The following is a 23,302-nucleotide window of genomic DNA, read 5'->3' on the forward strand; positions in this document are numbered from 1 at the left end:
CTAGAACCGCAGCCAGGGGCCGATCAGCGGCACGATCATGCCCAGCCCCACCACAAAGACGAGCAGGCACAGAACGCACAAGCCGACCGAGATGACCAGCGCTGAAAGCCAGGTGTTCCGGCTCGAAGACAGGGCGGTGGCAAAGGCGGCTATCAGCACCACCGGAATGAACCCGAGCCCGCGAATGGTCGCCGCGAAAAACAGGATTGTGCCCAGCACAAGCACGATGCCGCGCAACGGCCAGGGCGGCGCCGCCTCTTTATCGGGCTTGCCCAGCCCCTTGGCGGCCACCGCTATGCCCAGCGCAATCAGCATGCCCCCAAGCACCACCGGCATGAAGCCGGGGCCCATGCGAAATGGCGTTCCGAAATCATAGCGCAGGGCTTCCAGCGCAAAATAGGCGCCAAATGCGATGAAGATCGCCCCCGATGCCAGATCGTTTCGCGACGCGTTGAGTGCCATGCGTCCCCCTCCCCAGTTGAGAAGCTCCCGACCCGAATGGGCCGGGAGCTCCAGTTCGGACTTACTGCGCGGCAACGCCGGCAGCAGCGATCACCTCAGCCCAGAGGGCCGTCTGGCCTTCGAGCTTTTCGGCAAGCGCATCGGGCGTGGCCTCGCTGGCCGGCACGGGATAGGTGCCCAGCTCGGCAAAGCTGTTGCCCACCGTCTCATCGGCCAAAGCGGCCTGCAGAGCCTGGGTCAGGCGGTCGATGATGGCCTGGTCTGTGCCGGCCGGTGCATAAAGGCCATGCCAGATCGAGAGGTTGAAGTTATCGACGCCACCCTCGGCCATGGTCGGCACGTCGGGCAGAACGGCAATACGCTCCGACGTGGTTACGGCATAGGCCTTGATCTCACCGGCCTGGATCTGACTGGTGGTATTGGTGGTCTGGTCGCACATCATGTCGATCTGGCCGCCAAGCAGATCGGTCATGGCCGGGCCGGTACCCTGATAGGGCACTTCTGTCAGCTTGGTCTCCAGCGCATCCTGAAACAGCATGCCGCAGAGCTGGCTCGCCGCACCAATACCGGCATTGGCATAGGTGACGTTCTCTCCATTTTCCTTGACGTAGGCGATCAGGTCTTCGAGCGTTGCCGGCTCGAAGTCCTTGCGCGCCACCATGGTCATGGGCACTTCTGTGACCAGCCCGATGGGGGCAAAATCGGTCATCGGATCGTAGGGCAGGCTGGCGTAGAGCGCCGGGGCAGTCGACATGCCGATATGATGCAGAAGCAGTGTGTAGCCGTCATTGGCGGCCGCCGCCACCTGACCGGCACCCAGCGTTCCGCCGGCGCCACCCACATTCTGCACCACCACCTGCTGGCCCAGATCCTCGCTCATGGCGGCGGCGACCAGGCGCGTGACGGTGTCGGTCGGGCCACCGGCCGAGAACGGCACGACGATGGTCACCGGCTGCTTTGGATAGTCCTGCGCCACAACGGCGGCAGCGCTCAGGGCAGAACCGGCGACCAGACCGGCAGCAATCATCTTCACGAGGGTCTTCATGTTCTGGATATCCTCCCAATTGAATTGGCCCGGAAAGTCCTCCCCCAGGCCTGACACCCCTTGCAAACGCCGTGCCACGCGAAACTTGCAAGGCAGATATGCAATTGTTGCCGAGCGTGGTAACACTTTCGGCAAGAAATTGCCGAGAAGTCCCACCTCGACTGGCAACTTCTTGCCAAAGTCGATGAAATGAGGAGGACAGGCTATCGCCGCATTGACGCGCAATTGGATCGGAGGACGCCAACTCGCCCTGGTCGCGGCGGGACTGGCTATTGTCCTGATGGTCTTCTGGGTCGCGTTCGAGTTGACCCTGAACGCCGCCGTGCGCGACGCCGAGGAGCAGGCGCAGCGGCGTCTTGCCCTGTTCGACCGCACGCTCGAAGCCATTATCGAACGCTTCCACTATCTCCCCGTCGCCATTTCTCAGGCCCGGGAAACCCGCATGGTGCTGGAAAGCGCCAGCGATAACGGTGCAGTCGAAGCGGCCAATGGCTTTCTCAGCCAGATCAATGAAACCGCCGGTGCCAGCGAAATCTTTCTCATGGACAATTCCGGCGCAGTCGTCGCTGCCAGCAATTGGTGGACCCTGACCAGCCTGGTTGGCACGAATTACTCCTTCCGCCCTTATTTTGCAGACGCCATGGCGCGCGGCCGCGCTGAATTCTACGCCTTCGGCATGTCCACAAGGGTACCGGGCCTGTTTCTATCCCAGCGCGTCGAGGGTCCGGACGGTCCGCTTGGGGTTGCGGTCATCAAGATCAATCTGGGCGAGATCGAAGCCAATTGGTGGCGCTCGGGCGAACTGATCGGCATCGTCGACCTCAATGATGTTGTCATCCTCTCCACCCGGCCAGATTGGCGCTATCGCCCGCTTCAGACCATACCGCTGACCCAGTTCGCCGCTATCATCGGCCAGCAGCGCTATGGCGAGAACGGTGTTGAAAATCGCGGCATTATTATTGATCGCTGGCAGTCGCGCGGGGCCGAATTTGCCCTGCTCTCGGGCAGCGACCCGGAAACCTCGGGCTATTTCGTCCTGGAGGAGCTGCGCCTGCCCAAGCATGCTTGGCGGATTCTTTCCTTTTCGCCGCTCACCCCTCTTTATGGCAGCGCCGTCACCATGGCGACGGCCGCCGCCCTGGGCTGCGCGGCGATCCTGCTCATCATCGTGCTGCTCGAACAACGACGGCGCTTGGTTGCCCAGCGCCTGGCCGATCACAACCAGCTCGAAATGCGTGTGGCCGAGCGCACCGAAGACCTGCACACCACCAATGAGCAGCTACGCGCCGAAATTGCCGAACGCGTCCGCGCTGAGAAAGCCGAACACGATGCCCGCGAGCATCTGGTGCAAGCCGCAAAACTCGCCAGCCTCGGTCAGGCGCTGGCCGGTGTGGCTCATGAAGTCAGCCAGCCGGTAGCGGCCCTCACCACCCATCTTGCCAGCGCCCGCCTGCTGGACCAGCGGCGCGGCGGCAGTGAAATTGGCCCGGTGCTGGCGGCCATGGACAAGGTGGTCGAGCGCCTTGCTACCTTGACCGGCCATCTCAAGACTTTCGCCCGCAAGCAGACTCGCGAGCCGATGCAGGCCGATATCGGCACGGCCATCGCCAATGCACTAGAACTCACCGATCACCGTCTGCGCCAGGTCGGTGTCGATATCGAGTATCGCCGCCCGCGTCCTGCCATCGCGGTCACGGCCAATCCCGTGCATCTCGAACAGGTCCTGATCAACCTGATCGCCAATGCCGCCGACGCCATGCAGCAGACGCCCATGCGCATCCTGTCCATCGGCGTCGCCCAACGCTGCGGCGCGGTCGAGATCGCTATCGCCGACACCGGCACCGGCATAGCGCCAGAGGAGATATCGAACCTGTTCGATCCATTCTTCACCACCAAGCCGACCGGCAAAGGCCTAGGCCTGGGATTGGCCATTTCCTTTGGCCTGGTCCGCGACAGCGGAGGCACCATCGATGTGCAATCCAGGCCCGGCCAAGGCAGCACCTTCACCATCTCCCTTTCCCTGGCGGCCAGTGCCGCCGCACGAGCTTCCGCATGAATGCACCAATCGTTCTGATCGTCGACGACGAAGAAATGATGCGCACCGCGCTTGAACAATGGTTGCGCCTGTCCGGCTTCGCGACCGCTACCGCGGCAGATGCAGACGAGGCCCTCGCCTGCATCGATGATATTCGTCCCCATGTGGTACTGACCGACGTGCGCATGCCGGGCCTTTCGGGTCTCGACCTGCTGCGCTCGATTGCCGAGCGCGGCCTGCCCACCGAAATCATCCTCATAACCGGCCATGGTGACGTGCCCATGGCCGTCGAGGCAATGCGCGCCGGTGCGTTTGATTTCCTGCAAAAACCCTATGTGCCCGACCAACTGGTCAATTCCATCACCCGCGCGGCCGAACAGGCTCGTCTCAAGCGCGAGCTCGCCGACCTGCGCCGCCGGCTCGATGGTGGCGAAAACGAGTTGGCCACTCGCCTGGTCGGGGCTTCACCAGCCATGCAGGCGCTGCGCCACGCGGTTCTCGACCTCGCCCCGATCCCGGCCGACATCATCCTTCTGGGCGAAACCGGCACCGGCAAGGAAGTCGTCGCCCGCTGCCTGCATGACTTCTCCCCCCGCGCCAAGGGCCCGTTCGTTGCCGTCAATTGTGCCGCCATCCCGGCCGAGCTGATCGAAAGCGAGCTGTTCGGCCATGAATCAGGCTCTTTCACCGGCGCCTCGGGCCAGCGCATCGGCAAGTTTGAATATGCCCACGGCGGCACGTTGTTGCTCGACGAGATCGAATCCATGCCCCTGCTCGCCCAGGCCAAGGTACTCCGCGTGATTCAGGAGCGCGTGGTCGAGCGCCTCGGCTCGAACAAGCAGATCCCCCTCGACCTGCGCATCATCGCCGCCTCCAAAGTTGACCTGAACGCAGAAAGCCAGGCTGGCCGCTTCCGCGCCGATCTCTATTATCGCCTCAACATGGCGACCCTCGACCTGCCGCCGCTGCGGGACCGGGGCGACGATAGCGTCATACTCTTCCACCATTTTCTGGCCGAAGCCTCTCGCCGCTTCGGCCGCCACGCTCCTGCCCTGCACCCGGCCGACATCAACGCCTTGCTGGCCCATGCCTGGCCCGGCAATGTCCGCGAACTCAAGGCCGCCGCCGATCGCTTTGCGCTTGGACTGGGCGCCACAGGCCGCTCGATCGGCGACATATTGGGCCACAAGGCGCCTGCCAGCGCTGGGATCAGCCTCGCCGAGCGCGTGGCCGCCTATGAACGGCATTTGATCGAGGCCGAGCTCGACCGCCACGACAACGCCATCGCCGCAGCCGCCGACGCCTTGCAGGTGCCGCGCCGGACCCTGAGCGAAAAGATGAACCGTCTCGGCGTCCGGCGTTGACGCCGTGCCGTCAATGCGGCACTCGAAGACGAAGACAACACCGACCCAGGCCAGGCCATGATCCCGATCATCGATACCCATCTGCACCTGATCTATCCGGACCGCTTCGCCTATCCCTGGCTTTCGGGTGCGCCGGCGATCAACCGGCCCTGGAGCATCGAGGATTATCTGGCCGAAGCACGCCCACTCGGTATTGAAGCGGCGCTGCACATGGAAGTCGATGTCGACGAGGGCGATATCGAGGCCGAGTCGCGTTTTGTGCTGGAACTGGACGGCATCGCCGGAGCCATCGCTGGATGCCGGCCGGAAAAACCCGACTTCGAAAGTCAATTGGAAGGCCTAGCCGCCGTGCCGCGTGTTCGCGGCCTACGGCGCGTCCTGCATCAGGCACCCGATGCACTCAGCCAGACACCCCATTTCGCCGCGAACATCCGGCGCCTCGCGGCCCATGACCTGACTTTCGACCTCTGCGTGCGCCACAATCAGTTGCCCATTGGCCAGACCCTGGTTGATAGCTGCCCCGATGTCACGTTCGTGCTCGACCACTGCGGCGCCCAGGACATAACGGTGGGCGGTTTCTCTCCCTGGCGTGAGCACATTACTGAGATTGCCAGGCGACCTAATCTAAATGCCAAGATATCCGGCATCATCGCCTATGCCGGCAAGGAGTGGACGCTCGAAGCCATTCGCCCCTATGTCGAGCACGTTATCGACAGCTTTGGCTGGGACCGCATCGTCTGGGGCTCGGACCACCCCGTCGTTACGCTGGGCGGCTCCCTGACCGACTGGGTCGGCGCGACGCGCGAGATCATCAAGGATGCCAGCCCGGACGAGCAGGCCAAACTGCTCAATGCCAATGCCAAGAGAATCTATCGGCTCTAGCTGCGTCGATGCGGAATGCAGATCGGGCGTTTATGCACCGGGTCGATGATGATCTCGGCGGTGACATTGAACACCTCATCGATCAGGTCTGAGCGCATCATCGTCTCGGGCGTGCCGCGCTCGCGTACCTTGCCATCGGCAACGAATACCAGCTGGTCGGCATAGCGGGCGGCGAGATTGAGATCGTGCAACACCAGGACAATCGTGCGGCCCTGCTCCTTGTTGAGTCGGGTCACCAATTCGAGACAATCGAGTTGATGGGCCATGTCGAGGTGATTGACCGGCTCATCAAGACAGATCACATCTGTCTCCTGCGCCAGCACCATGGCGATCCAGGCCCGCTGCAATTGCCCGCCCGACAGTGAGCCGATCCGCCGTTGCCGCATCTCGGCCACCCCGGTGCCCACCATGGCCGCGGCAACCGCTGCATCGTCGCCGGCACCCCAGGGCTGCATCATTGCTTGATGCGGATAGCGGCCCAGCCGCACCAACTCTTCCACGGTCATGTCCTGCGGAGCGCTGGGGCTTTGCGCCAAAAGGCCAATGCGGCGTCCCAGCGCTTTGCCATTGAGTTTGGAAATATCTTCCGCGTCGAGCAGCACCTGCCCCGATTGCGGCGCATGCAGGCGGCGAATGGCACGCAGCAGGGTGGACTTGCCGCAACCATTGGGACCGGCCAGCACCGTGATCTGGCCGCTCGGAATCGGCAGGCTGAGCGCATCGAGCACGACTTCGGGCCCGTAACTCAGGCTCAACGCCTTGACCTCGATCCGATTGGCCATCTGGTCATCCATTGCTGTTGTCCTTGCGCATGAGCAGATAAAGGAAATAGGGGGCCCCGATGACGGCGGTCACCGTGCCGGCGGGCACCTCAAGCGGCGCAAAGGCCACGCGGATCAGGAGGTCGGCGCCGACCAGGATGATTGCCCCAAGCAGGATCGACATGACGATGCCGGCCATCCGCCCGCGCCCGACAAGCAGCCGGGCCATATGCGGCGCTATCAGCCCGACAAACCCGACGCCACCCGCAAAGGCAACGGCGCCCGCTGTCAGCAAGGCCGCCAGCAGGAACATGATGATGCGATAGACCGGCAGGTTGAGGCCAATGCTGCGCGAGGAGGCATCATCCAGGTCGGCCGGCGGCAGATTGCGCGCCGCAATACCGGCAACTATGCCCACCGGCACCAGCACCATCAGCATGATCTGGACTTCGCTCCAATTGATGGTGTTGACCGCTCCGGCCAGCCAGCGCGCGGCCTGGGCCGCCTGATAGATCGGCCCGATCAGCATGAAAATGGTAGTAAGCGCCTTGGCGACCGCCGCAATGGCAATACCAAACAGGATCAGCCGGATGGCAGAGGACGCTTGCCGCCCCGAGAGCAGGAAAACCAGTCCGATCGCGGTCATCGCGCCGAGCGCTGCAGCCAGTGGCTGCCAGGCCACCGGCACGGTGAGCGCATTGGACTCATTGGAAAATATGGCAAGGAACAGCACCACGCCCAGCGCTGCGCCATCGACCACGCCAAGTACCCCGGGCGAGGCGAGTTCGTTGCGGGTGATGCGCTGCAAGAGATAGCCGGCATAGGCAATCGCGCCTCCGGCAATCGCCGCCGCCAGCACGCGCGGCAGGCGAAGTTGCAATACGACCAGCCTGTCGGTCCGGTCACCCCCACCCAGCAGGACGCCGGTGACGGTATCGAGCCCAATCCAGGTCGAACCGAAACCGACGCCGGCAAGGAACAGCAGAACAAAGACGGCGAACACGGCCAGGAGGGCAATGGTCGTGGACCCTGGCATCGTCCGGCGGCGCATAGCCACGACCTCACTCATGCGAGCCTCCGCATCAGTAACACCACTAGGGTACCAGCGCCGACCACCGCAGTAATCGCACCCACCGGCGCTTCGACCGGATAGATCACGAAACGCGCAGCTACATCGGCCAGCGTGGTATAGATCGCGCCGACCAAGGCGGCGGCAGCGAGTTGGTGCCGATGGCGCAGCCCCACCAGCCCCCGAGCGGCATGCGGTACGACCAGGCCCACAAAGGCCACCGGTCCGGCCATGGAAACAGCCGCGCCGGTCAGCAGCGACACCGCGACAAAGGTCAGCCCCCGCACTGCCAACAGCGGCACGCCGAGGCTGGCTGCTGTCGCATCATCGGCCTGCAGTGCATCAAGTGCCGAAGTCAGCGTAAAGGCAAGCGCCGCCCCAACCAGCACAACGGGCAAGCCGTTGAAGAACAGGCTGATGGGCCGGTCGACAAAGGCGCCGGACAGCCAGAACAGCAATTGCTGCAATTGTGCTTCATTGCTGGTCAGCACGATTTCGACCACCGCATGGGCAAGCCCGGCAAAGGTCACGCCCACAAGCACGATCTTGAGCGGCGACAGGCCACCTGCGCCGGCCGCCACGCCAAAAACGATGATGCTGGTCAACAGCGCACCGATAGCGGCTGCCAACGACAGGCCCCCCAAGGATCCGACACCAAAAACCACCATTGCCAACACCACGGCCATCGACGCACCGGCGTTGAGGCCAAGCGTATCGGGCGAGGCGATCCGATTGCGCGAAAGGGTCTGCACCATCACCCCGGCCATGCCCAAGGCCGCACCAGCCAGCGGCGCGATCAAGGCGCGCGGCAGGCGCAGCCCGGCAATCACAGTGGCGGTCTCAGAACCATCATGAGCGAAGAGCGCCGCCCAGACTTTATCCAGCCCATAGAGCTTATAGCCCAGGGTAAGGCTGGCCAGCATGGCGACACACAGTCCGAGCGCGAGAGCGGCATAGACCGGCCAGCGCGACCTGTCCGCTTGAACCGGACGGCTCATGCCCTCGACCATGCTGGTCACGACAACCTCTTATCTTGATATTGACAGTCAGATTAAATTCTGGTGGATGAAGCCATCCAATTTAAGAGCTTTCTTGTCAAGTTAGGAAAGAGAAAGATGCAGCGTCCTCACCTGCTCATTGCCGCGATCATCGTTGCTGGCACCATATCCATGCCGGCACACGCCCGCGACATCACCCACGCCATGGGGGTGACCGATGTACCTGACGATCCGCAACGCATAGTCGTTTTGACCAACGAAGGCACTGAAGCCCTGCTGGCTGTCGGTGTCGCCCCGGTCGGCGCGGCCAAATCCTGGCTGGGTGAACCCTGGTACGATCATATTGCCGATCAGATGGCCAACGTCACCAATGTCGGCGAAGAATCCGCGGTCAATCTTGAGTTGCTCGTGGCTCTCGAGCCAGACCTGATCCTGGCCAACAAGGCGCGCCACGAAGCCATCTACGAACAGCTCTCGGCCATTGCCCCAACGGTTGTTTCAGAGCGTCTGCGCGGCGACTGGAAGATCAACATGGCGCTCTACACCGACGCCATCGGCAAAGGCGAAGAAGGCCAGGCGGCCCTCGATGCCTATGATGCCCGCATCGCCGCGATCTCCGCGGCACTGGGCGATAGTCTCGACGAAGAGATCTCCATCGCCCGGTTCATGGGCGGCCAGACCCGCATCTATTTCAAGGACAGCTTTTCCGGCCTGACGCTGGAGCAGATTGGCTTTGCCCGTCCGGCCACTCAGGACAAGCCCGAATTCGCCGAGCAGATCACCAAGGAACGCATCCCGGAATTCGAGGGCGACCGGCTGTTCTATTTCACTTACGAAACCGGCAATGGCGAGGGCAACACCCAGGCCGAGGACTGGCTCAACGATCCGCTTTGGCAAAACCTTGCCGTGGTGCAGGCCGGCAGGGTGCACGAGGTCTCAGACGCGGTGTGGAACACCGCCGGCGGCTACATCGCAGGCAATCTGCTGCTCGACGACATCGAAAATGTCTATGGGCTCGAAAGCACCCGCTAGAGCCTGATGGAGGGTCGCATGAGCCGGCTTGAAGCACTTCAAATCCAGGCCGGCCATACCGAGAACACCATCCTCAAATTGGTTGATCTGGTGATCCCGATGGTCAGGTCACCATCCTGATCCGGCCCAATGGTTGCGGAAAATCTACGCTCTCCGCCATTTCCGGCAGCGATCTCGATGCGTTCGCCGACTGATCCAACACAGTGCCCGGTCGTCCGGGCCCTACTCCACCATGATATGGCGGATCTGGGTATAGTCGATCAGCGACTGCATGGAGAGGTCCGAGCCATAGCCCGAATTCTTCATGCCGCCATGCGGCATTTCGGTTGCCATGACGCCATGAGTGTTGACCCAGGTCACCCCATATTCAAGGGCATTTGCAATCGCCATGGCCTGGCTGCCATCCCGTGACCAGACCGATGATCCGAGCCCGTATTCGGATGCATTGGCCCAATCGACTGCCTGCTGCGCGTCATCGAATGGCGTAATGCTCAGCACCGGCCCGAACACTTCTTTCTGCACGATCTCCGCTTCGATTGGCGCGGCCACCAGCGTGGGCGAAAAGAAATATCCATCGGCATCGGGCGCCGCGCCCTGCATCACCTCAAAGCCTTCGCTGCGCGCCCGCGACACGAACCCATCCACCCGCTCCAGCTGCCGCGCGCTGATCACGGGGCCGAACTCCACATCGTCGCGCTCGGGCCTGCCATAGACCAGCGAGCCGATCATGGTTTCCAGCCGGTCGGTCAGTTCTTGCACAATGTCCTTGTGCGCCAGGATGCGGCAGGCGGCCGTGCAGTCCTGCCCGGCATTATAGAAGCTGGCCTCGCGCAAGGTCTCGACCAGCTTGTCGAGATCGGCATCCGCGCAGACGATCACCGGCGCCTTGCCGCCCAGTTCAAGATGGGTCCGCTTGATCGTATTGCCGGCCGCCGCCTGCAACACGGCGCGCCCCGTGCGCACATCGCCCGTCAGCGAGATCATCCGCACCAGATCGTGCGAAATCAACCTATTGCCCACCTCCGGCCCATTGCCGCAGATCACGTTGACGACGCCCGGAGGCAGCAAGTCTGCAAAGATTTCGCTGAGCGCCAACAGGCTGAGCGGGGTCATTTCCGAGGGCTTGATGACCACGGCATTGCCCGCCGCAATCGCCGGCGCGATTTTCCAGGCGGCCATCAAGAGCGGATAGTTCCAGGGTGCGATCTGGGCGATGACGCCAATCGGGTCGCGCCGCACCAGGCTCGTGCGGGTCGAGGAGCGATAGTTCCCCGCCGCCGGCGCGGGCATGTTGCGCACCGCCGTGCCGTAGAAACGGAACACATCGGCGACATTGGCCAACTCGCCCGCCTTGACGAAGCGCAATGGCTTGCCAGCATTGCGCGACTCGACCACGGCAAGCTGGTTCGCCTTGGCTTCAATGGCGGCGGCAATGGCCAGCAGCGCCGCGCTGCGCTCGCGCGGCGTGGTTTTGGACCAGGACCGATAGGCCGTCTCGGCCGCCATCACAGCCTCGTCGATCTGCGCATCGCTGGCCGAGGCAACCTCGGCCAATGGTTTGCCCAAGGCCGGTTCGAAGGCGGTTTCAACCTTGCCCTGGCCCTCGACATAGGCGCCATTGATGAACAGGCGGGTCTTGATTTCACTCATGCACTCAACTCCGATCCCGGGGCAGGCATGTAGCGTGCCCGCGCCGCTTCGCTCAGATAATTCCAGAAGGCCAGGTCATGCGCCCGCCCCTCGGGCCGCCATTCCGGATGCCACTGCACGGCAAACACAGGCGCCGGCGTGTGACTGGCCGCCACAGCCTCGACAATACCGCCCGGACCACTGGCATTGACCACCAACCCCTCGCCGAGGCGGTCGATAGCTTGGAAATGCACGCTGTTGACCCGCAGCCGGTCGGCTTCCACGACCCGATGCAACAGGCCGGTCGGGGCAACGTCAATCTCGTGTGCAAACCCGAACATGTCCTCAAGCGATACATCGGGCGGGGCATGATGCACGTGTCCCTGCCCTGCTTCACGCAGGTCCCGCAGCGTACCGCCCAAAGCCACATTGATTTCCTGCAATCCCCGGCAGATGCCGAAAACCGGCTTGGCCGCCCTGATCGCGGCATGGATCAGCGCTTGGCTGAAATCATCTCGGCCATCATCAATCGGCGCCTGACCGTCAAGGGCGGACCCATAGTGATGCGGCGCAATGTTGGAATTGCTGCCCGTCAGCATGACTGCATCGAGCCGCGCAACGATGTCGGCGGCATGCGTGACGTCCTGATTTGACGGCACGATGAGGGGAATGGCATCCGCATGTGTCTCCACCGCCTCGAGATAGCGGTGCTTGACTGCCTGGGCCGGTTCCCCTTCCACAGCTCGTCCGCAGGCAATCACCCCGATCACCGGGCGATGCCGAAGTCTTTGTGCATCCATTGTTGGCATTCTCTCTGGACAGCCTCCCGCAACGCCTCAGCACCTGCTAGTCTGATGCTATGTCATACAAAAAGGGCGACGCACAGGCATGAGTTCCGATCAGATCGCAAACGAAGACATTGTCTCCTGGCTGGCGGCCAATCCACAGATCGAAGTGCTGCATACCGCCGTCTGCGATCTGAACGGCATATTGCGCGGCAAACGCATCCCCATCGATCAGGCCCGGCGCGTGGCCGAAAGCGGCATCCGCATGCCGCTCTCCATTGTCGGCGTCGACGTCTGGGGCGAGGATATCGTGGGCAATCCGCTGGTCTTTTCGAGCGGCGATACCGACGGCATCTGCAGCCCCACCGGGCGCGGTGCCTTGCCCATCAACTGGACCACGCGCCCCAGCGCCATGATCCCGCTCTGGCTGTTCCAAGACGCCCGTACACCATTTCTCGGTGATCCCCGCCAGGCCCTGGCCCATGTGCTGCGGCGCTATGCCGAGCTTGGCCTCGAACCTGTGGTGGCCACCGAGCTCGAATTCTATCTGGTCGATCCTGACCCCGATTCTGCTCAGCCCCCGATCTCACCCTACACCGGCAAGCGGCTCGATTCCGACGCCATCCTCTCGCTCGATGAGCTGGAGGATTTCGGCGAGTTCTTCCGCGACGTCTATCTCCAATGCCAGCAACAGAACGTGCCGGCCGACACGGCCGTGGCCGAAAACGGCATCGGCCAGTTCGAGATCAACCTGCTGCACACCAATGGGCTCAAGGCCGCCGACGACGCCGTGCTGTTCAAGCGCATCGTCAAGGGCGTCGCGCGCAAGCACAATCTCGTTGCCACTTTCATGGCCAAGCCCTATGGCGCACGCTCAGGCAATGGCTTCCACGTCCATTTCAGCCTCAACGACCAAGCTGGCAACAACGTCTTTGACGACGGCACTGAAAGCGGTTCGGAGGTAATGCACCACGCCGTGGGCGGCCTCTTGGCCGGGATGGCCGAAACCACCTTGCTCTTTGCCCCCCACTTCAATTCCTTCCGCCGCCTGCGCCCCGATACCCATGCCCCCAGCGCCATTTCCTGGGGTTATGAAAACCGCACCACCGCCGTGCGCATTCCGGGCGGCAACCCCAAGGCGCGTCGCATCGAACACCGTGTTTCGGGCGCCGACGCCAATCCCTATCTGGTGCTGGCCGGCATTCTGGGCGCGGCCCTGGTCGGCATTGAAGACCAGATCAAGCCGCCCAAGCCGTTCAAGGGCCGTGCCTATTCCGAGCGTCTGCCCAAGCTGCCGGCGGACTGGGCCTCTGCCATCAACGCCTTCGAGGATGGCGATATGGTGCCGCGCATTTTCGACAACACGCTGCAATCCATGTTCGTCGCCTGCAAGCGCCAGGAAAACGCCGGCTTTGCCTCCCAGGTCACCGACCTTGAATTTTCTGCCTATCTTGAGGTTGTGTGATGTCTGAAACGCCAAACGCCAACTCGGCCTATCCGCCCAGCTACTACGCCGCCTCACGCAATATCGTCCGCCAGCCTCAGGTGCTTGAGGGCGCGGTTGAGGCCGACATCTGCGTCGTCGGCGCCGGCTATTCGGGCCTGTCGGCGGCCATCAGCCTGGCCGAACAGGGGTTCAAGGTGGTTATGGTCGAAGCGGCCGAGGTCGGCTGGGGCGCCTCTGGCCGCAATGGCGGCCAGATCGTCAACGGCCTCAACGCCAGCCTTGGCACCATCCAGCGCCGCTATGGCCAGCAGACGGCGAATTTCATTGGCGGCCTGCTCCAGGAAGGCGCCGGTATCATCTATGACCGCATCGAACGCTATGGCATCAATTGCGATCTCAAGCGCGGCAATATCTATGCGGCCTATACCCCAAAGCACATGGACGAGCTCAAGGCCAAGCAGGCCCTCTGGCGCAACCATGGCATGGATGACCATGAACTGCTCGACAGGGCGCAGATCCGCCAGCATATAGGCTCGGACGTCTATGAAGGGGGCATGATCGATCACTCGGGTGCTCACATGCACCCGCTCAACCTGGCTCTGGGCGAGGCTGCCGCACTGGAAAGCCTGGGTGGGGTCATTTTTGAGCGCTCGCCCGTCACCAAGGTCGAGCAGGACGCTTCCGGAGCGACCGTCTCAACGGCCAAGGGCCAGGTTCGGGCCAAGACGGCGCTGATCTGCGGCAATGCCTATCTCGGCAATGTCGTGCCTGAACTGACGGCACGGGTCATGCCCGTTTCGACGCAGATGATGGCCACCGAGCCGCTGGGCGAAGAACGCGCAAAGGCCCTGCTGCCCACCGACATGTGCGTCGAGGATGTGCGCTATATTCTCGATTATTTCCGCCTCTCGGCCGATCATCGGCTGATCTTCGGGGGTGGCGTGGTCTATGGCGGCACCGACCCTGCCGATGTCGAGGCCAAGCTGCGGCCCAATATGGTCAAGGTCTTCCCGCAGCTCAAAAACGTGAAGGTGGACTACGCCTGGAGCGGCAATTTCGCCCTCTCCTTCTCGCGCGTCCCACAGCTCGGCCGCCTGGGCAAGAATATCTACTTCGCCCACGGCTATTCCGGCCACGGAATCACCGGCTCGCACCTGTTCGGCCGCATCCTGTCCGAGGCTGTACGGGGTGACATGACCCGCTTCGACACCTTTGCCAGCCTCCCCTGGATTCCCTTCCCCGGCGGCCGCATGTTCCGCGCGCAATATTCGACGCTAGGCTCCTGGTGGTACGCGCTCAGAGACCGGCTGGGACTTTGAGCCACCGTCCGGACGATTGGGCTGCAAACGTCGACGATGGCTGACAATCGAAACCAAAGTTCAGGCTGACGGTCCCCGGCCCCAAGCGGAGTTAGCGATCAGATTCCTGCCAGCGCGGATTGATCCAGGGTTGCACCTGTTCCGGCGGCAGCATGCCCTGCCCCAGAATATGGTCGGACGCCTTTTCGCCCACCATGATCGATGGCGCATTGAGATTGCCGTTGGGAATGGTGGGAAAGATCGAACTGTCCGCCACCCGCAATCCATCAACCCCAATGACCCGGCACTCCTCATCGACCACCGCCTGCCGGTCATCGGCCGCACCCATGCGGCAGGTGCCGCAGGGGTGATAGGCGCTTTCGGCGTGCTCCCTTATATGGGCATCCAACTCGTCATCGCTCTGCGCTGCCGCCCCGGGCAGGATTTCCGCCCCCCGAAAAGCATCAAAGGCCGCTTGCGCAAAGATCTCCCTTGTCACCCGGATACAATGGCGGAAGTCCGCCCAGTCCTGTGGATCGGACATGTAATTGAACAGGATCGACGGCGCCTGTCGTGGATCACCCGAGGTGAGTGTAACTGCGCCACGCGAGGCCGAGCGCATCGGTCCCACATGCGCCTGAAAGCCATGCCCCTCGGCCGCTGCCTGTCCGTCATAGCGCACCGCAATGGGCAGGAAATGGAACTGGATATCGGGATATTCCACGCCAGCGCGTGAGCGAATGAATCCGGCACTTTCGAACTGGTTCGAGGCGCCCAGCCCGGATTTGAAGAACAGCCATTGCGCCCCAGCCAGCGCCTTGCCCCACAGGTTCCAGTGCTTGTAGAGCGTTATCGGCTGGGTCGACGCCTGCTGGATATAGAGCTCAAGATGGTCCTGCAGGTTCTGCCCGACACCCGGCCGGTCAGCCACCACGTCGATGCCGTGCTCTGCCAGATGCGCAGCAGGACCAATGCCCGAGAGCATCAGCAGTTTTGGCGAGTTGATCGAGGACGCCGCCACGATCACCTCGCGATTGGCCCGCACGATCTCGATCCTGCCACCGCGCTCGATCTCCACGCCGATAGCGCGGCCATTCTCGATCACCACGCGGCGGGCAAAGCACTTGACCAGCTCCAGGTTGGGCCGCTTTAGCGCCGGCTTGAGATAGGCATTGGCGGTGGACCAGCGCCGGCCCTTCCAGACCGTCTGCTCCATCGGGCCGAAGCCCTCCTGCTTTTCGCCATTATAGTCATCTGTGCGCTCGAAACCGGCTTGCGTGCCTGCCTCGACGAAAGCCTTGAACAGCGGGTTGTCCCGCTTGCCGCGCGTCACATGCAGCGGACCATCGGCGCCGCGCCAGGTCGGATCCCCGCCATGGCCGCCATCGTGCCAATTCTCCATCCGTTTGAAGTATGGCAACACATCGGCGTAGCTCCAGCCCTTCGCCCCGCTCTGCGCCCAGGTGTCGAAATCGCGCGCATGGCCACGCACATAGACCATGCCGTTGATCGAGGACGAGCCACCGACCACCTTGCCGCGCGGCACCACCAGCCGCCGGCCACCGAGATGCGGTTCCGGCTCGCTTTTGTAGCCCCAATCATACATCGCCATGTTCATCGGATAGCTCAGCGCCGCCGGCATCTGGATCAGCGGCCCGATGTCGGAACCACCAAATTCGAGCACGATCACCGAGTGCTGCCCGCTTTCGCTCAGGCGCGCCGCCATGGTGGCACCAGCCGAACCCGAGCCGATGATGACGAAATCTGCTTGCATTGAACTATCCCTGCTACGGCACGCATGCCGCGGCTTTCCGATTTAGAAAGGCGCCTCGACGTCGCCCATGGCGACATAGACCGATTTGAGCTGCGAATAATGCTCGATGGCCGCGCGTGAATTTTCCCGGCCCACGCCCGACATCTTGACGCCGCCGAAGGGGGCCTCGACCGGGGTGAGGTTGTAGGTATTGATCCAGCAGGTACCGGCTTCCAATCGGGCCACAACCCGATGGGCACGTTTGATATCCCTGGTGAACACACCCGCCGCTAGGCCGAACTCGGTCGCATTTGCGCGCGCGATGACCTCGTCCTCATCCCCGAATTCAAGAACCGACAGCACCGGCCCGAAAATCTCCTCGCGGGCAATGGTCATCTCGTCGGTCACGCCATCGAAAATGGTCGGGTCGATATAGTTGCCCTGCGCATAGCGGTCGCCCTGTGGCACACCGCCGCCCAGCACCAGTTGCGCGCCCTCGGCCTTGCCCGTCTCGATATAGGCCAGCACCTTTTCGCGCTGTGCTGCCGTCACCATCGGCCCGATCTGCGTCTCGGGATCCAGCGGATCGCCGACCACCGCCTGTCTGCTGCGCTCAACCAGGCGCGCAACGAACTTTGCCCGGATATCGCGCTGCACAAAGACCCGGGTGCCATTGGAACAGATCTGTCCGGTCGAATAGAAATTGGCATTGATCGCCGCGCTCACCGCATTCTCGATGTCCGCGTCTTCAAAGATGATCAGCGGCGACTTGCCCCCCAGTTCCATGGTGACATGCCGCATGCCCTCGGCGGCGGCGGCATAGACCTTACGCCCCGTGGGCACCGAACCGGTCAACGACACCTTGTCGACGCGCTTGTCGGCAATCAGGCCCGCCCCGACATCGCCATAGCCCTGCACCACATTGAACAGCCCGGCCGGCGCGCCGGCCTCGATCAGTATTTCGGCCAGCTTCAACGCGCCGAGCGGCGTCATCTCGCTGGGCTTGAACACCATGGCGTTGCCGCAGGCCAGCGCGGGTGCCGCCTTCCAGCAGGCGATCTGGGTTGGATAATTCCATGCGCCAATCCCGACGCAAACACCCAGCGGTTCGCGCATGGTATAGACGAAATCCTCGCCCAGCGGCACGGTCTGGCCCGTGATGCCGGCCGCAATGCCACCAAAATACTCCAGCGCCTCGGCACCCGAAAGCGCATCGGCCACCAGTGTTTCCTGGATCGGCTTGCCCGTATCCAGCGTTTCGAGTTCCGATAATTCCTGATTGCGGGCGCGGATGATATCCGCAGCCCTGCGCAGCACCTGCCCGCGCTCAACAGGCCGCAGCGCCGCCCATTGCTTTTGTGCGCGCACTGCCGCGCTCAATGCCTTGTCGATGATACCGGGCGTGGCCGAATGCAGCACGGCAATGGTCTCGCCGGTTGCGGCATAGACGCAATTGATCTCGGAACCGGCCAGGTCTTCGACATATTGGCCATCGATGAAATGGCTCGCCTGGGGCTGGGCGTTACGCATGCTCATTCGCCTCGCGGATAGCGTTGATTGTGTTCAAGGACATTGAGGTCCATGTGATTGCGCATGAAGCGCTCGGAGGCCCGCTGCAGCGGCTGGAAATCCCAGGGGAAATAGGCGCCATTGCGCAACGCCTCATAGACGATGAGCCGACGGGCCTGGCTTTCACGCACCGCCGCATCGAATCCGGCAAGGTCCCATGTCTCTCCCACCATGGCCGCAAACCGGCCCGCCTCGGTCGCATAATCGGCGTCTTGCGCCAGGTTCCGCAGCTCATGCGGGTCGGCATCGAGGTCGAACAATTGCGGCGGATCGAGCTCGCAATGAATGTATTTCCATTGCCCCTGCCGGATCGCCACCAGCGGCGCTTCCGACCCTTCAGCGGCATATTCCATCAGCACCGGCGCCGTCCGGGCCTCGCCCCGGGCCAGCGGCACCAGCGTCTCCCCATCGGTCCAGGGAAGGATTTCACCCAGGTCAATTCCCGCCAGATCGGCTAGCGTCGGATTGACGTCCATGGTGCTGACCGGCGTTTCGATCCGCCCCGCGGGCAGACCGGGCGCCGCGATCATCAGCGGCACGCGCGCCGAGCCCTCGAGAAAGCTCATTTTGAACCACAGTCCGCGCTCGCCCAGCATATCGCCATGGTCGGACACGAACACGATGATCGTGTCTTCGGACTGCTCGGTTGCCTCAAGCGCGCTCAGTACCTCCCCGATCTTGTCGTCGATATAGGAGATATTGGCGAAATAAGCGCGACGCGAGCGACGGATATTGTCCTCGGTAATGTCGAACGAATTGGCATCGCTCGCCTCGAGAAGGCGGCGCGAATGCGGATCCTGATCGGCCAGGTCGAAGGCTGGCACCTCTGGATCGAGATGCACGCAATCCTCATAGAGGTCCCAATATTTCTGTCGCGCCACGTATGGATCATGCGGATGGCTGAAGCTTACCGTCAGCATCCACGGTCGTTCGTCCTGCCGCCGGCCTAAATCATAGACCTTGCGCGTGGCGTGATAAGCCACCTCGTCGTCATATTCGAGCTGATTGGATATCTCGCCGATCCCAGCGCCGGTGACCGAACCGAGATTATGATACCACCAGTCCACCCGCTCGCCCGGCTTGCGATAATCGGGGGTCCAGCCGAAATCGGCCGGATAGATATCGGTGGTCAAACGCTCTTCAAAACCGTGCATCTGGTCGGGGCCGACAAAATGCATCTTGCCCGATAGCGCGGTGGAATAGCCGGCTCGACGCAGATGATGCGCATAGGTCGGGATATCCGACGCAAACTCAGCCGCATTGTCATAGACCCGCGTGCGGTGCGGCAACTGGCCGGACATGTAGCTTGCCCGCCCCGGCGCGCAGAGCGGCGAGCCGGTATAGGCATTGGCAAAGCGTACCGAGCGGGCCGCCAGAGCCTTCAAATTAGGCGCATGCAGCCACTCGACCGGACCATCGGGAAACAGCGTCCCGTTGAGCTGGTCGGCCATGAAAACAAGAATATTGGGCTTGTCAGCCAAATCGCTTTTTCCTTTCGAGCCACAGTTCGAGATAGTCCTGAACCAGGGCTCTGGTTTCGTCCCGATCCGGGACCAGATCCTGCAAGGCGTGACGGATGTAGAAGCCGTCAATCAGCGAGGCTAGGCCCTGCGCTATCTGCCTTGCCGTCGCCTCGTCGAACAATTGACGCAAGTTGAACCGGAGGTTGGATTGCAGCCGCCCGGCATAGACATTGAGCAGCCGCCGGGCCTCGCCCGACTGCAGCGCGCGCACATAGAACGCCAGCCAGGCTGCCACCACTTCGCGCTCAAGCTGGCTCGCCTCGAAGCTCGCGTCGATTATCCCGACAATGCGTTCATAGGGGTCAGAGACGCCATCAAGCCGCCTTTTGACTGCCTGTCGATACAGTTCAAGCACATGCCGCATCGTCGCTAGAAAGATTTTATCCTTGGTGCCAAAGTAATGCATGGCCAGGGCCGGAGACATTCCAGCCCGTTTGGCAATCTGGCTGACAGTAACGTCGAGAGACCCTGCCGCAGCAATCTCGGAAATGGTCGCGCGGATCATTGCCTGTCGGCGCAAAGGTTGCATTCCAATTTTCGGCATCTGGGCAGTTTTCCCGCTTCTGGGCTTTACATTGCCCATCATGTAGGTTTTGATTGAACAGTCAATCAACAAAATTCCAACCCGCACTCTGGAGCAAATCCATGATCAAACCTATCCTCACGCTGACGGGCGCTCTGGCCGTGTCGCTGATGTCGACGTCCGCCTTCGCCGCCGGTCAGTGCGAATCGGTCTCTTTCTCGGATGTCGGCTGGACTGACATCACCACCACCACCGCCGCTGCGCGGCAGGTGCTCGAGGCTCTCGGTTACGATGTGGACGTCAAGGTCCTTTCCGTGCCGGTCACCTTCGCCTCGCTCGAAAGCGATGATGTCGACATTTTCCTCGGCAACTGGATGCCCGCTCAGACCGGCGCCATCACACCCTATCTGGAAAGCGGCGAGATCGAGGTGATCACCACCAATCTCGAAGGCACCAACTACACACTGGCCGTGCCCGAATATACCTTCGAGAAGGGCCTGACCTCCTACAGCAAGATCGCCGATTTCCGCGAAGAGCTGGATGGCAAGATCTACGGCATCGAGCCGGGCAACGAGGGCAATGCCTATCTGGTCGAACTGATTGAAAACAACACCCATGGTCTGGAAGGCTTCGATGTTGTTGAAAGCTCCGAACAGGGCATGCTCGCCCAGGTCAATCGCCTCGTTGACGACGGCGAAGATGTTGTCTTCCTCGGCTGGGCCCCACATCCGATGAACTCGGCCTTCCCCATCAAATATCTGCCCGGCGGTGAAGACTTTTTCGGCGGCGAAGGTATCGTCCAGACCGTTACGCGAAAGGGTTTTGCCGAGGAATGCCCCAATGTGGGCAAGCTGCTTGAGAACATGAAGTTCTCCTTGCCCATGGAAAATGAAATCATGGGCGCCATCCTCAATGACGGCGAAGACGCCGGCGACGCCTCGCTGGCCTGGATGCAGGCCAACCCTGACGTCGTACTGGCCTGGGTCGAGGGCGTAACCACGCTGGACGGTGGCGATGGCGCTGCTGCGGTCAAGGCCGAATTCGGCCTTTAGGATAGCCGCGTCTTTGACACGCAACTAAACTCTGACCCGGAGTGATCCCGGCATAAATGCCGGGGTCACTCTCCTGGCCGGCCCGGCCATCTGTCGTGGCTGGACATTTCGAGGGAGCACGGCTGTGGACTGGCTGACTGACAACAAGATACCGATCGGCAAATGGGCCAGTAATTTTTTCGACTGGCTACGCGACAATTTTTCCGGCGTATTTGACGCCATGGCCGACGGCGCCGAGGCCCTGATCGAGGGCCTGCTCTGGCTGCTACAGACCCCCCACCCGCTCATTATCATCGGCATATTCGTTGGCCTGACCTGGATCCTTCAGCGCAACTGGAAGACCTGCCTTCTGGTGCTGGTCGGTTTCCTGTTCATCCTCAACCAGGAATATTGGGAGGCAACCACCGAAAGCCTTACCCTGGTGATGAGCGCCTGTCTGGTTTGCATGTCCATCGGCGTGCCCATCGGTATTTTTGTTGCGCACCGCCCCACACTGTATCGCTATCTGCAGCCGGTCTTGGACCTGATGCAGACCCTTCCCACCTTCGTCTATCTCATTCCGGCCATCGTCTTCTTTGGCATCGGCATGGTGCCCGGCCTGATCGCCACCGTCATCTTCGTGCTGCCCGCCCCGATCCGGCTGACCTATCTGGGCATTTCCAGCACTCCGACGCCCTTGCTCGAGGCGGTCGATGCCTTTGGCGGCACCGGCACGCAGAAACTGATCAAGGTCGAACTGCCCTTTGCACTGCCCCAGATCATGGCGGGCCTCAATCAGACCATCATGCTCTCGCTGTCCATGGTCGTGGTCGCCGCTCTTGTGGGCGCGGACGGACTTGGCGTTCCCGTGGTGCGGGCGCTCAACTCGGTCAACACGGCCCTCGGCTTTGAAAGCGGCTTCGTCATCGTCGTGGTGGCCATCATCCTTGACCGCATGTTGCGCATCGGGAGTGAACAGAAATGAGTGACGCTGTCGTCTTCGACAATGTGAGCATCGTCTTCGGCGATCATCCCGACACGGCCCTGCCGCTGATGGATGCCGGGCGGGACCGCGCCGAAATCCAGCAGGAAACCGGCCAGATACTGGGCGTGCATGATTGCTCGCTGTCGGTACAGGAGGGCGAAATCCTCGTCCTGATGGGCCTGTCCGGTTCGGGCAAGTCCACCCTTTTGCGGGCCGTCAATGGGCTCAATCCGGTGGTGCGCGGCAATGTGCGGGTCAATATCGGCGATTGGACCTGCGATCCGGGCAGTTGCAGCAAGGACGACCTTTTGCGCCTGCGCCGCGAATGCGTCGCCATGGTCTTTCAGCAATTCGGCCTCCTGCCCTGGCGCAATGTCACCGACAATGTCGCCCTCGGCCTCGAACTGGGCGGCATGAGCCGAGCCAAACGCGAAGCCAAGGTGAAGGAACAGCTTGAGCTGGTCGGCTTGTCCGACTGGGCCGACAGCAAGGTCGGCGAGCTTTCGGGCGGCATGCAGCAGCGCGTCGGACTGGCGCGGGCCTTCGCCACCGAAGCGCCGATCCTGCTCATGGACGAGCCATTCTCCGCGCTCGACCCGCTGATCCGTACGCGCCTGCAGGATGAATTGCTTGAACTTCAGGCCAAGCTCAAGCGCACGATCATCTTCGTCAGCCACGATCTCGACGAGGCCTTCAAGCTTGGCAATCGCATCGCCATTATGGATGGTGGGCGCATCACCCAAGCCGGCACACCCCAGGAAATCACCGCTAATCCGGCCAATGCCTATGTCGAGGATTTCGTCACCCACATGAATCCGCTGCGGGTGCTGCAGGCCTCGGACGTTATGCTCGCCAGCGCCGATGCGCCTTCCACGACCCCGGACAACGAGGTTCAGGTCGTTTCCGACGCGCCGGTCGCCGATGTGATCGACGCCCTGTCTGATGGTGCAGATACCATTGGGGTCACCGATGAGGACGGCAAGGAGATTGGCTCGATCTCCAGCCAGCAGGTAGTCGACGCCTTGCGCTCACGCGCGACACGCGACCCCGAATAGTCAGTCCGAACGTCAGCCTCAAAACCAGAACGGGAGCGGTCTGGCCGCTCCCGTTT

At 62.2% G+C, this 23,302-nt stretch carries 20 protein-coding genes; 9 read left to right on the forward strand and 11 right to left on the reverse strand.

Features of this window, described 5'->3' with window-relative positions:
• Both GO014_RS11720 and GO014_RS11725 read right to left on the reverse strand, forming a co-directional pair.
• Entirely contained in the window at positions 1 to 462 is a 462-nt protein-coding gene (locus tag GO014_RS11720) for a tripartite tricarboxylate transporter TctB family protein (RefSeq protein WP_116588839.1), read from the reverse strand.
• A 61-nt stretch (positions 463 to 523) separates the two neighbouring features.
• Positions 524 to 1,507, reverse strand: a complete 984-nt coding sequence (locus GO014_RS11725) for a tripartite tricarboxylate transporter substrate-binding protein (protein ID WP_116589164.1) — start codon at positions 1,505 to 1,507, stop codon at positions 524 to 526.
• Between the two features lie 214 nt (positions 1,508 to 1,721).
• Here GO014_RS11725 and GO014_RS11730 point away from each other — a divergent pair, with 214 nt between their 5' ends.
• Genes GO014_RS11730 through GO014_RS11740 form a run of 3 tightly spaced genes read left to right on the forward strand, consistent with a single transcriptional unit; the run spans position 1,722 to position 5,788 of the window.
• Complete coding sequence (locus GO014_RS11730) at positions 1,722 to 3,563, forward strand: sensor histidine kinase (RefSeq protein WP_157290499.1); 1,842 nt, start codon at positions 1,722 to 1,724, stop codon at positions 3,561 to 3,563.
• Complete coding sequence (locus GO014_RS11735; protein WP_157290500.1) at positions 3,560 to 4,906, forward strand: sigma-54-dependent transcriptional regulator; 1,347 nt, start codon at positions 3,560 to 3,562, stop codon at positions 4,904 to 4,906. The genes GO014_RS11730 and GO014_RS11735 overlap by 4 nt, the downstream gene beginning before the upstream one ends.
• A 57-nt stretch (positions 4,907 to 4,963) precedes the next feature.
• On the forward strand, positions 4,964 to 5,788 hold the full coding sequence (locus GO014_RS11740; protein WP_157290501.1) for an amidohydrolase family protein: 825 nt from the start codon (positions 4,964 to 4,966) through the stop codon (positions 5,786 to 5,788).
• Here GO014_RS11740 and GO014_RS11745 read toward each other — a convergent pair.
• Genes GO014_RS11745 through GO014_RS11755 form a run of 3 tightly spaced genes read right to left on the reverse strand, consistent with a single transcriptional unit; the run spans position 5,785 to position 8,628 of the window.
• The gene (locus tag GO014_RS11745; protein WP_157290502.1) at positions 5,785 to 6,582 is read right to left on the reverse strand and encodes an ABC transporter ATP-binding protein; all 798 of its coding nucleotides are present in this window, start codon (positions 6,580 to 6,582) and stop codon (positions 5,785 to 5,787) included. The two genes, GO014_RS11740 and GO014_RS11745, sit on opposite strands and share 4 nt — an antisense overlap.
• Positions 6,575 to 7,618 (reverse strand): FecCD family ABC transporter permease, encoded by a 1,044-nt coding sequence (locus GO014_RS11750; RefSeq protein ID WP_246204591.1) that lies wholly within the window; start codon positions 7,616 to 7,618, stop codon positions 6,575 to 6,577. Before GO014_RS11750 ends, GO014_RS11745 begins: the two co-directional genes overlap by 8 nt.
• Positions 7,615 to 8,628 (reverse strand): FecCD family ABC transporter permease, encoded by a 1,014-nt coding sequence (locus GO014_RS11755; RefSeq protein ID WP_246204607.1) that lies wholly within the window; start codon positions 8,626 to 8,628, stop codon positions 7,615 to 7,617. Before GO014_RS11755 ends, GO014_RS11750 begins: the two co-directional genes overlap by 4 nt.
• Positions 8,629 to 8,733: 105 nt before the next feature.
• Here GO014_RS11755 and GO014_RS11760 point away from each other — a divergent pair, with 105 nt between their 5' ends.
• Positions 8,734 to 9,648 carry an ABC transporter substrate-binding protein gene (locus GO014_RS11760; protein WP_157290503.1) on the forward strand — a complete coding sequence of 305 codons (915 nt, stop codon included), beginning with the start codon at positions 8,734 to 8,736 and terminating at the stop codon, positions 9,646 to 9,648.
• 222 nt (positions 9,649 to 9,870) lie between these two features.
• Here GO014_RS11760 and GO014_RS11765 read toward each other — a convergent pair whose 3' ends face one another.
• Both GO014_RS11765 and GO014_RS11770 read right to left on the reverse strand, forming a co-directional pair.
• The gene (locus GO014_RS11765) at positions 9,871 to 11,298 is read right to left on the reverse strand and encodes an aminobutyraldehyde dehydrogenase (RefSeq protein ID WP_157290504.1); all 1,428 of its coding nucleotides are present in this window, start codon (positions 11,296 to 11,298) and stop codon (positions 9,871 to 9,873) included.
• Positions 11,295 to 12,077 carry a gamma-glutamyl-gamma-aminobutyrate hydrolase family protein gene (locus tag GO014_RS11770; protein ID WP_157290505.1) on the reverse strand — a complete coding sequence of 261 codons (783 nt, stop codon included), beginning with the start codon at positions 12,075 to 12,077 and terminating at the stop codon, positions 11,295 to 11,297. The genes GO014_RS11765 and GO014_RS11770 overlap by 4 nt, the downstream gene beginning before the upstream one ends.
• Before the next feature lie 88 nt (positions 12,078 to 12,165).
• Here GO014_RS11770 and GO014_RS11775 point away from each other — a divergent pair, with 88 nt between their 5' ends.
• Together GO014_RS11775 and GO014_RS11780 are read left to right on the forward strand one after the other, a co-directional pair.
• Complete coding sequence (locus tag GO014_RS11775) at positions 12,166 to 13,527, forward strand: glutamine synthetase family protein (protein WP_104893453.1); 1,362 nt, start codon at positions 12,166 to 12,168, stop codon at positions 13,525 to 13,527.
• Positions 13,527 to 14,828: an NAD(P)/FAD-dependent oxidoreductase gene (locus tag GO014_RS11780; RefSeq protein WP_157290506.1), complete on the forward strand. Its 1,302-nt coding sequence runs from the start codon at positions 13,527 to 13,529 to the stop codon at positions 14,826 to 14,828. Before GO014_RS11775 ends, GO014_RS11780 begins: the two co-directional genes overlap by 1 nt.
• Positions 14,829 to 14,919: 91 nt before the next feature.
• On the opposite strand, the gene betA is transcribed toward GO014_RS11780, so the two are convergent.
• From betA to betI, 4 genes are read right to left on the reverse strand one after another with little or no spacing between them, the layout of a single operon-like run.
• Entirely contained in the window at positions 14,920 to 16,581 is a 1,662-nt protein-coding gene (gene betA, locus GO014_RS11785; protein WP_210252445.1) for a choline dehydrogenase, read from the reverse strand.
• 42 nt (positions 16,582 to 16,623) lie between these two features.
• Positions 16,624 to 18,096 (reverse strand): betaine-aldehyde dehydrogenase, encoded by a 1,473-nt coding sequence (gene betB, locus GO014_RS11790; RefSeq protein WP_210252446.1) that lies wholly within the window; start codon positions 18,094 to 18,096, stop codon positions 16,624 to 16,626.
• Positions 18,093 to 19,610: a choline-sulfatase gene (betC, locus tag GO014_RS11795; protein ID WP_157290508.1), complete on the reverse strand. Its 1,518-nt coding sequence runs from the start codon at positions 19,608 to 19,610 to the stop codon at positions 18,093 to 18,095. The genes betB and betC overlap by 4 nt, the downstream gene beginning before the upstream one ends.
• Positions 19,603 to 20,196 (reverse strand): transcriptional regulator BetI, encoded by a 594-nt coding sequence (gene betI / locus GO014_RS11800; protein WP_157290509.1) that lies wholly within the window; start codon positions 20,194 to 20,196, stop codon positions 19,603 to 19,605. The genes betC and betI overlap by 8 nt, the downstream gene beginning before the upstream one ends.
• 101 nt (positions 20,197 to 20,297) lie before the next feature.
• Between betI and choX the strand changes: the two genes are divergently transcribed.
• From choX to choV, 3 genes are all read left to right on the forward strand, one after another.
• Positions 20,298 to 21,227 carry a choline ABC transporter substrate-binding protein gene (choX, locus tag GO014_RS11805; RefSeq protein ID WP_157290510.1) on the forward strand — a complete coding sequence of 310 codons (930 nt, stop codon included), beginning with the start codon at positions 20,298 to 20,300 and terminating at the stop codon, positions 21,225 to 21,227.
• 124 nt (positions 21,228 to 21,351) lie between these two features.
• A complete protein-coding gene (gene choW / locus GO014_RS11810) occupies positions 21,352 to 22,191 on the forward strand; it encodes a choline ABC transporter permease subunit (RefSeq protein ID WP_343030925.1) in 840 nt (279 codons plus the stop codon).
• Complete coding sequence (gene choV, locus GO014_RS11815) at positions 22,188 to 23,246, forward strand: choline ABC transporter ATP-binding protein (protein WP_157290511.1); 1,059 nt, start codon at positions 22,188 to 22,190, stop codon at positions 23,244 to 23,246. Before choW ends, choV begins: the two co-directional genes overlap by 4 nt.
• Positions 23,247 to 23,302 lie beyond the last annotated feature (56 nt).

This window comes from Devosia marina (assembly GCF_009758415.1).
GTDB classification, from domain to species: Bacteria; Pseudomonadota; Alphaproteobacteria; order Rhizobiales; family Devosiaceae; genus Devosia; species Devosia marina.